This is a genomic window from bacterium (assembly GCA_027622355.1).
In the GTDB taxonomy this organism is placed as follows: domain Bacteria; phylum UBA8248; class UBA8248; order UBA8248; family UBA8248; genus JAQBZT01.
This window is the reverse complement of the sequence record JAQBZT010000130.1, coordinates 1-7,981: the sequence shown is the minus strand read 5'-3', so window position 1 is coordinate 7,981 and position 7,981 is coordinate 1. Positions and strand designations below refer to the sequence as shown.

10 protein-coding genes are annotated in these 7,981 nt (G+C 60.6%); 7 read left to right on the top strand and 3 right to left on the bottom strand.

Annotated elements, in window-relative coordinates; all coding sequences use genetic code 11:
- From O2807_08820 to recR, 4 genes are all read left to right on the top strand, one after another.
- On the top strand, window positions 1-358 hold a 358-nt coding region (locus O2807_08820), incomplete at its 5' end, for a hypothetical protein (protein ID MDA1000598.1).
- A gap of 42 nt (window positions 359-400) precedes the next feature.
- Window positions 401-718, top strand: a complete 318-nt coding sequence (locus O2807_08815; GenBank protein MDA1000597.1) for a YbaB/EbfC family nucleoid-associated protein — start codon at window positions 401-403, stop codon at window positions 716-718.
- 14 nt (window positions 719-732) lie between these two features.
- Window positions 733-1,017: a hypothetical protein gene (locus tag O2807_08810; GenBank protein ID MDA1000596.1), complete on the top strand. Its 285-nt coding sequence runs from the start codon at window positions 733-735 to the stop codon at window positions 1,015-1,017.
- Between the two features lie 32 nt (window positions 1,018-1,049).
- Entirely contained in the window at window positions 1,050-1,658 is a 609-nt protein-coding gene (recR, locus tag O2807_08805) for a recombination mediator RecR (GenBank protein MDA1000595.1), read from the top strand.
- Between the two features lie 9 nt (window positions 1,659-1,667).
- On the opposite strand, the gene O2807_08800 is transcribed toward recR, so the two are convergent.
- Both O2807_08800 and O2807_08795 read right to left on the bottom strand, forming a co-directional pair.
- A complete protein-coding gene (locus O2807_08800) occupies window positions 1,668-2,498 on the bottom strand; it encodes a peptidylprolyl isomerase (GenBank protein ID MDA1000594.1) in 831 nt (276 codons plus the stop codon).
- Between the two features lie 136 nt (window positions 2,499-2,634).
- Window positions 2,635-3,519 carry an NAD(P)-dependent oxidoreductase gene (locus tag O2807_08795; GenBank protein ID MDA1000593.1) on the bottom strand — a complete coding sequence of 295 codons (885 nt, stop codon included), beginning with the start codon at window positions 3,517-3,519 and terminating at the stop codon, window positions 2,635-2,637.
- A 158-nt stretch (window positions 3,520-3,677) separates the two neighbouring features.
- Between O2807_08795 and O2807_08790 the strand changes: the two genes are divergently transcribed.
- Complete coding sequence (locus O2807_08790; protein ID MDA1000592.1) at window positions 3,678-4,607, top strand: NADP-dependent oxidoreductase; 930 nt, start codon at window positions 3,678-3,680, stop codon at window positions 4,605-4,607.
- 186 nt (window positions 4,608-4,793) lie between these two features.
- On the opposite strand, the gene O2807_08785 is transcribed toward O2807_08790, so the two are convergent.
- The gene (locus O2807_08785) at window positions 4,794-5,534 is read right to left on the bottom strand and encodes a metallophosphoesterase family protein (protein MDA1000591.1); all 741 of its coding nucleotides are present in this window, start codon (window positions 5,532-5,534) and stop codon (window positions 4,794-4,796) included.
- 239 nt (window positions 5,535-5,773) lie between these two features.
- Between O2807_08785 and O2807_08780 the strand changes: the two genes are divergently transcribed.
- Both O2807_08780 and O2807_08775 read left to right on the top strand, forming a co-directional pair.
- The gene (locus O2807_08780; GenBank protein ID MDA1000590.1) at window positions 5,774-6,997 is read left to right on the top strand and encodes an acyl-CoA/acyl-ACP dehydrogenase; all 1,224 of its coding nucleotides are present in this window, start codon (window positions 5,774-5,776) and stop codon (window positions 6,995-6,997) included.
- Between the two features lie 206 nt (window positions 6,998-7,203).
- Window positions 7,204-7,981, top strand: a 778-nt coding sequence (locus O2807_08775) for a hypothetical protein (protein ID MDA1000589.1), incomplete at its 3' end; no start/stop codon positions are given.

Here is a 7,981-nt window from a genome sequence, read left to right as displayed (position 1 = left end):
CCTCCGCCACTCCCAGCAGGCGGTGGTGCAAGAGACGGAAGTTGACCTCAGCGAGCCCGAGCGCATCTCGTTCACTCTTCCGCCGGGAAACGGCCACGCGCCCGCCAGAGGCCTTCTGCAGGAGGCGGCCGCATCCATTGAATCTTTTTTCGCCTCCCACTCCTCCTGGTCGGTGAAAGTGCATTTCAGGGAGAAGGCAGAAACCATCTCCGCTCCGGAGGCGTCGTCCCCCGCCGGCAACCGGTTCCGCAAGGAGGAGGAGACTGTTGTTCAAGAAGTCGTGGACATGTTCAACGGTCAGATCATGAATATCCGCTCTCTTCGGGCGCGAAACAGGAACACTTCCGGCGGCCAATAGCAGCGAGGTCCCTTTGCGGCGATACAGACAGGGAGAGGAATGATGTTGAAAGGCGGTATGGGCAACCTGATGAAGCAAGCGCGCCAGATGCAGGAGAAGATGGCCAAGATTCAGGAGGAGATTGGAGCGCGCGAAGTCGAGGCAAGCGCCGGGGGCGGGATGGTGACGGTCAGGGCGAACGGCGCGGGAGATATTCTCTCGGTGAAGATAGAGCCGCAGGCTGTCGATCCCAACGATGTCGAGATGCTGGAGGATCTGGTCCGCGCGGCCTGCAACGAGGCGGCGAAGAAGGGAAGAAATATGCTCGCGGAGGAGATGAAAAAGCTGACTGGCGGACTGGGAATTCCGGGACTCTTTTAAAGGCGGTTTGGCGCATGGCTTCCTCGGGAACGGGCAGGGGGACGGGCCTTCGTTGTGGAAACTGCCAGGCACCCGTGGCGCATCGCGATCCCGTTTGCCGAAGCTGCGGGGCACGGTTGGAGACCGCGCTTTGCGGAAAATGCGGCCACCGCGGCAAGCGCGAGGCGTTCGTCCATCACCGGTGCCCGGTCTGCGGCCACCGGTGGGATCTGGGCGAGATGGTGGTGCTTCCGCTTGTGGTGGCGCTGGTCATCATCGCCATGCTGTATATTTACTTTTCCATTCCCGGATTGAGATGAGGTGGAAGCCCGCCTGAGAGGGGTATTCGTCTGTGCCTTTAAACCAGTTTCCCGCCATCCGGGCCTGCATCGAGGCTTTCCGCCGGCTTCCCGGCGTGGGGCCGAAGAGCGCGCAGCGGATTGTTTTTCATCTGCTCTCGAAGGATCCGGAGGCCGCGAAGGCGATCTCGAAATCGTGCAGCACCCTGCATGATCGGGTAGGACTGTGCCCCACCTGCCACATCCTGGTGGAGGGGATAGCCGGCGGCGAGGCTTGCGGCGTCTGCGCGGAGCGCGACCCCGCGACCCTCTGCGTGGTGGAAGAGCCAGCCGATGTTTTCGCCATCGGGCGGGCGGGGGATTTCCGGGGAAAGTTTCACGTCCTCATGGGGGTGATTTCGCCCCTTGACGGCGTCGGGCCGGAGGATTTGACGATCGGCGATCTGGTCGATCGCATCAAAAAAGGCGGGGTGAAAGAAGTGATTCTGGCCCTGAACCCGAGCATGGCGGGCGAGGGCACCTCGCTCTATCTCGCCAAGGTGCTCAAACCGCTCGGGGTGCGGGTCACCCAGCTGGCCCGCGGCCTGCCGATGGGAAGCCACCTCGAGTACGCCGATGAGTTGACGCTTTCCCAGTCCCTCGAGCACCGGAGCGAGATCTAACAGTACCCCCTACTTTACAACCCGGATGGAAATGATTTTCATGTCCTTGAGCGGTTTTAACGCAGGATTCACGGGAGTTTCGCCGATTTTCTCGACGACGCTCATTCCCTGGATTACTTTTCCGAAAACGGTATGTTTCCCGGCGAGCCAGGGGGTGTCCTTGAGGTTGATGAAAAATTCCGAGCCATTCGTGTTCGGCCCCGCATTCGCCATGGCGACGGCGCCTTTTTTCGGCTCGATCGAGGGAAGTTCCTTGTCGTAGCGGAAGCCGAGATTTTCATAGGCTTCCATCAGCGTCATGACGGTCAGTTTCGCCTTGATCTCCTCCAACCGGCTTTTGAATTGTTCCTGATTTTTGATTCCCATTTTTCGGACGAGCGGACCGAGAACGATGCTCTGAAACTCAGGCTGGGATCGAATGAGAAGGAAAGGATGGATTTTGTCTTCCGTTTCGAAGACCTTCAGTTTGTCCAGACCGATCCGGACGGCGTTGATCTCGTCCTTGAACTTGAAGCCGGGCCCGCCTATGCCGTTGCCGAGCGGACTGCCGCCCTGGATCATGAAATTGGCGATGACCCGGTGGAATACGATCCCGTCGTAATAGGGGCGTTTCACCTTCTGTTTCGTTTTAATATCGGTGAATTCTTTGCGGCCCTCCGCAAGATCGATGAAATTCTTTACGGTCTCGGGCGCCGCCTTCGGGAAAAGCTCGATATAGACATCGCCGAGGTTGGTTTTCATGAGAACAGCGGGATTGTCGGGGTTTTCCTTCTTCAACTCGACCGCAAAGGCCGGATGCAGGGTGAACAGAACAAAGAAAATCGTGTATAGAAACCTCATGTAATGGCTCCCGGTTTGGCGCGCTCTGCGGCAGAAAAAGAAAATGTCAAAGTGGCGGCGAAACGCAATTATCTATTTATGACGGCAGGCGAAGGCCAAGTCAACGCGTTTTCGCAGTGGAGCCGGGTTCGCCAATTTACGAATAATTTCCGGCCTTTCCCTCATAAACCTCGATCACGCGGGCGGCGTCGTCCTTGCCCCAGCCGGCGGCCTCGGCCAGCTGGAACATCTTCCGGCCCGCCTTGACGATCTGCAGTTCGAAGCCGTGCTCGCTGGCGAGGTCGATCGCCATCCCCATGTCCTTGACGAATATTTCCACCGCGCCGCGCGGGACAAAATCCCGTGAGAAAAGGCGCGGCGCTGCCTGTTCGAGCATGGCCCCCCGCACAGATCCCGCGCCCAGGCACTCCATCATGGTCTGTTCGCTCAGCCCGGCCCGCTCCCCGAGGAGGACCATCTCCGCCAGAAGTGCCATGGAGGAATTGACGAAAAGGTTGGTGACGATTTTCATCGTCGCTCCCGTTCCGCTCGGTCCGGTGTGGACGACGCTGACCGCCAGGGGATCGAGAATCGGCCGTACCCGCTCGAAAATTTCTTTTTTCCCGCCGACCATGATGGAGATGGTCCGCGAGTCCACCTTGGGGTGGGAGCCCGAGATCGGCGCATCGAGCATCTCGATTCCCCGGGATTCCAGTTTTTTCGCCAGCTCTTTTTGCCAGGTCGGATACATGGTGCTCATTTCGACGAGGATGAGGCCCTTCTTCGCCGCTGCCGCGATGCCCCTCGGTCCGAGGGTGTTTTCCTCGACGTGCTCGGGCTTGAGGAGGATCGAAAACACGATGTCCGAGTGTTCGGCCACCTCCCGGCCGGAGGCGGCCGGCTTGCCGCCCGCCTCCTTCAGCATCTCCCCGCGCGCGGGATTGATGTCGTAGCCGGTGACATCGTGGCCGTCCGCGAGCAGCGCCCGCGAGAGGGCCAGCCCCATTTTTCCCAACCCGATGAATCCCAGGCGCTCTCCCATGGTTCCGTCCTCCGCATTCGAGAAAGATTTCAGCGATGAATTCCTGATTTTTCCTTGCCCGGCCGGGCGCGTCAATCGCGGTTGACTTCCCCCGCCCGAAATGGCGATGCTGGCCATTCATCTGAAAACTCACCTGAAAACGCGTGCGGGGAGGGAGCATGAAAGCGATTCTGATGAAGGATTACGGCGGTCCCGAGGTGCTGGAGCTGGGTGATGCGCCCGATCCGGCCGCCGGCCCGGGTGAAATTGTCGTGGACATCCATGCGGCGAGCGTGAATCCTGCTGACTGGAAGCAGCGCGAGGGCTACAACCGGAGCGATGCCCAGTTGTCCTTTCCCCATATCCTGGGCCGTGATTTTTCGGGGGTGGTGCGCGCGCTCGGCCCGGGCGTGGAGGAATTCGCGCCGGGCGATGCGGTGTTCGGCGTGGCCGACCGGGGACAGGAAGGCGCATATGCGGAGGCCATCGCCGTCAAGGCATCGATCATGGCGAGGAAGCCGGACTCTCTCTCGCACGCAGAGGCCGCCGCGCTCGCGCTCATCGGCCTGACGGCGCTGGTGGCACTGGAGGATGCCGTCAAGCTCAAGGCCGGCGGGAATATCTTGATTCATGCGGGTGCCGGAGGGGTCGGGAGCTTCGCGGTGCAGTACGCCCGGTATGCCGACGCCAAGGTGTACGCCACGGCGAGTGCCCGGAACCACGAATACGTCCGCGGCCTCGGCGCGGATGAAGTGATTGACTACAACAGCGAGGATTTCACGAAGGCCGCTCCTCTCTGCGATGTCGTGTTCGACACCATGGGGGGAGAGGTGCACGCGCGCAGCTTTTCGGTGTTGAAGCCAGGGGGCCTGCTGGTCCATGTGGCGCCGCCGCCGGCGGGTTTTTCTCCCCCGCGCAGCGATGTCACCGTCATCCGGCCGAATGTCGGGCGGGATCGCGCGCACTTGGAGCGAATCATTGAACTGATGAAGGCCGGCGCAGTGCGCCCGCCGGAGATTGTGGAGATGCCGCTCGCCGAGGCGGGGGCCGCGCAAGAGTTGAGCAAGAAGGGGCACGTCCGCGGAAAAATCGTCCTGAAAGTGCGCTGAATCCTAAAAGAAAGGCGCGCGGAGAAGGCGAGGCCGCCATCGTGCGCCAAGTGATTCCTTTTTCGGCGATATTTTTCTTTCGGGATTACATGCTTTCGTCAAGTATATCGCCCCGAAAAAACGGGCGCCGCCCCGGCTGCAGATGGGGAAGCGCCCGTTTGTGTTCGTCCCGGCCGGGAGGAATCCCTAGTGCGGCATGTGGGCCGGATTCCAAAACTCGCCGGTGCGGATGGTTTTCGCCTGCTTGCTACCGCCCGGGTCCCAGCTGTTTTCGTTTTTCTTGGCCTGTGCCTCGAAGTCGTAGCTCACGCGGTGAATGTCCACGTTCCAGTCCCCGTTTCCGCGGTACTCGACGATAAGGTAGGCGGGCCGGTTGTCGCCGTCCCAGTTGACCGCCGCGGAGGCCGCGCACACCAGCGTCTGGTTGCCCACCTTGCGCACGTAGGGGCCGTGGACCTGTCCGAACGCGAGGATCTCTTCTTTCACCCCGCCGAGGCGCTTGATGATCTCCTCGTCCGTCAGGCGAAGCGGGAGAGCGCCCTCGTCATCATCCGGCGTTCCGTGGAAGATGCGGAAGTCGTGGCCCGGTTCGGGGGAGATGACCAGCGAGCGGGGAAGGCCCCGGAGCCATTTGAGCTGCTCTGGGTTCAGGTGCTCGCGGGTGAGGCGGGAGCTGTCGTTCCGCGCCGGGAAGGGGTTGTCCTGCTCGTCGATTTTCTCGACCACCCAGCGGTCGAAGTTCCCCATGAGGGGGATGCAGTTCTTCCGGGCCCGCAGGCAGTCAATCACCTCCCCGGGTTCGGGGCCGCCCATGACGATGTCGCCGGGAACGATCTCCCAGTCGGCGTTTTCCTTCTCCACGGCCTCGAGAACGGCTTCGAGCGGCGCGAGTTGCGCGTGGATGTCGGCATACAGGACGATCTTCATGGTTTTCTCCTTCCCAGGAAAATTCCGATTTTCAAAATCCGGTGGGTTGATTTGCTTTGTTTATAGCAGATTCGGGCCCTGCTGGGTAGCGTTCTCCCGCCCGCCGGGAGCGTGTTCAGGGGGCCTCCTCTTCCTCGGTGAACGCCACGTTGAAGAAAATATGCTCGCTTCCTCTCACGGGTGATCCGGACCTCGCCCCCGGGAGCGGAGTGCGCCGCGCATATCCGGGATATTTTGGTATGATCCATGGAAACCCCCTGCGGAGCGAGGCTTTCCAGATGCCGGAACCGGAACTTGATGACATTCAGCAGCTGCTGCGGGAGACCGTGCGGGATTTCATGGCGCGCGAGGTGGCGCCTGTTTGCAAAGAGATGGAGCGGCGCCCGGACCCCTCGGGGTGTATGCCGTGGGAGTTGATCCGCGCGGGCTCGCGCCTCGGCCTTCGCACCCTCGCCCTTCCGGAAGCGTGGGGCGGCCTCTCGGCGGGCGTCCTGACCCGCGCGCTGCTGCTCTCGGAGATGTGCGAGGTCGAACCCGGCCTGGCCAAGTGCTTCTACTCCTGCTGGCGGGCCTCCCTCCTGCTCTACACCTTGGCTACCCCGGCCCAGCGGGAAAAATTTCTCCGGCCCTTCGTTGAGGATGACGCCTACTGTTTCGCCACCGCCTTCACCGAGCCCGCGGCGGGCTCGGACAACCTCATCCCCTCGGATGATCCGGGGCGCGGCCTCATGCTCTCGGCCGTGCAAGAAGGAGACGAGTGGGTGCTGAACGGGCGGAAGCAGTGGGTGTCGCTCGCCGGCTTTGCGCAGTGCGTGCTCGTGTTTGCCCGGACGAATCGCGCGGTTCCCGTCCACCAGGGCTCGACGCTCTTCATCGTCCCGGCGGACTGGCCCGGCGTCCGCTTTCCCCGCGTGGATGACAAGCTGGGTTTCCGGCTCTATCCGAACGGGGACATCACGGTGGAGGGCGTGCGCCTTCCGGCGGATCACCGCCTCGGCGAGGTGGACGGCGCCTGGCCGGCGGCCCAACGCCTTTTCGCGGGGGCGGTGGACTATCCCGCCACGAGCCTGGGGCTCTCGAGGGCCATGTACGCCATCGCCCTGGACTACGCTCGCAGCCGCATCCAGGGCGGGTGCCCCATCGTCGAGCATCCGACGGTGGGCTCGCGCCTCGCCGAAATGCGCATGCACATCCACGCCATCGAGGGCTACCTCTGGGACACGGCGCGGGCCATTGACAGCGGGGAACCCTTTGACCCGAACCACACCTGGCTCCTCAAGGTCCACTCTGACCGGGCGGTGGTGCAGGTGATGCTCGGCGCGCTCGATGTGACCGGCGGAAACGGCACCATGAAGGAGTTTCCGCTCGAGCGCTTCTGCCGCGACACGCTCACCTCGCTCCACAGCGACGGGACCGAGAGCCTGAATCTCCTGCGATCGGCGCGGGGGCTGGCCGGGGAGTAGATGAAACTGGACGGGAGTTGGATGGACGCGCGCCCCCTAGGGGGCGTTCAACGTCCAGCCAGTAACCAATTGGCAACCATTTATCAGCCACGGGGAGGAAGAAATGGTCCCGGGGTGAGGAGCTTCCCAGATCCCCAGCATCATCAACGTCTTCGACCCTTTTTATAGTACGATGATTATACTCACTGGATTGGAGGACACCCGGCATGGCCGCTCCCACACCTCAGCCCACAGGCAGCTTTCTTCAATTTTTTAAGGATTGGGGCATCCTCATCGTAGCTGTAGTTGCTCTCGCGCAGCCGTGGATTATATCTGTGTTCAATAAATATTTTCGTCAGGGGAGAATCGACATTTATGAAACTGGCTCGATTGAAATCGGGTATTCGACTTACGGGCCGACAATAGGTCTCATTGGCACCCTCAGATCGTTCAATCAAGACCTGTTTGTTGAAAACATGAACATAACCATAAAAAGGATTAGTGATAACGCACAGCATGAGTTCACTTGGGCCCTGTTCAGGCAACTCCGACTTTCCTACTCAGGCCAGAAAGAGGGAGGGCTGGAGGCGACGCACGGTTTCATGATTTCGACCTCCCAGCCAAAACCTTTTAACATCTTATTCTATGAGCTCACGCTGCTAGATAATTTGCGCCCGCACGCTGAGAGAATTAGTGCTGAATGGAGCAACCATGTGCTTCAAACTATACAAGGTGGGGCACAGCCGGGGGACAGCAATTTTTTTATCACTCAATTTTTGACTTTTTCGGCCCTTCCTGTTTACACAGAGATTCGGACCGAGATTGACCGTCAATGCTATTGGGAGGAGGGCGACTACTCTTTGGTGTTGCGGGCGAGAACGGCAAAACCAACTATGGATTTCACGCGGGAATGGACATTTCATTTGACCGAGACTGAGTCGCGAAACCTTAGGGCAAATAGTGCCAGGATAATCATCGATGCTGCTAGCATCCCCTTAGGCTTGT

Bases quoted from the DNA above. Each gene is read 5' to 3' on its own strand.
- O2807_08815 (MDA1000597.1), top strand. From the start codon at position 401: ATGTTGAAAGGCGGTATGGGCAACCTGATGAAGCAAGCGCGCCAGATG.
- O2807_08810 (MDA1000596.1), top strand. From the start codon at position 733: ATGGCTTCCTCGGGAACGGGCAGGGGGACGGGCCTTCGTTGTGGAAAC.
- O2807_08800 (MDA1000594.1), bottom strand. From the start codon at position 2,498: ATGAGGTTTCTATACACGATTTTCTTTGTTCTGTTCACCCTGCATCCG.
- O2807_08795 (MDA1000593.1), bottom strand. From the start codon at position 3,519: ATGGGAGAGCGCCTGGGATTCATCGGGTTGGGAAAAATGGGGCTGGCC.
- O2807_08790 (MDA1000592.1), top strand. From the start codon at position 3,678: ATGAAAGCGATTCTGATGAAGGATTACGGCGGTCCCGAGGTGCTGGAG.
- O2807_08785 (MDA1000591.1), bottom strand. From the start codon at position 5,534: ATGAAGATCGTCCTGTATGCCGACATCCACGCGCAACTCGCGCCGCTC.
- O2807_08780 (MDA1000590.1), top strand. From the start codon at position 5,774: ATGATCCATGGAAACCCCCTGCGGAGCGAGGCTTTCCAGATGCCGGAA.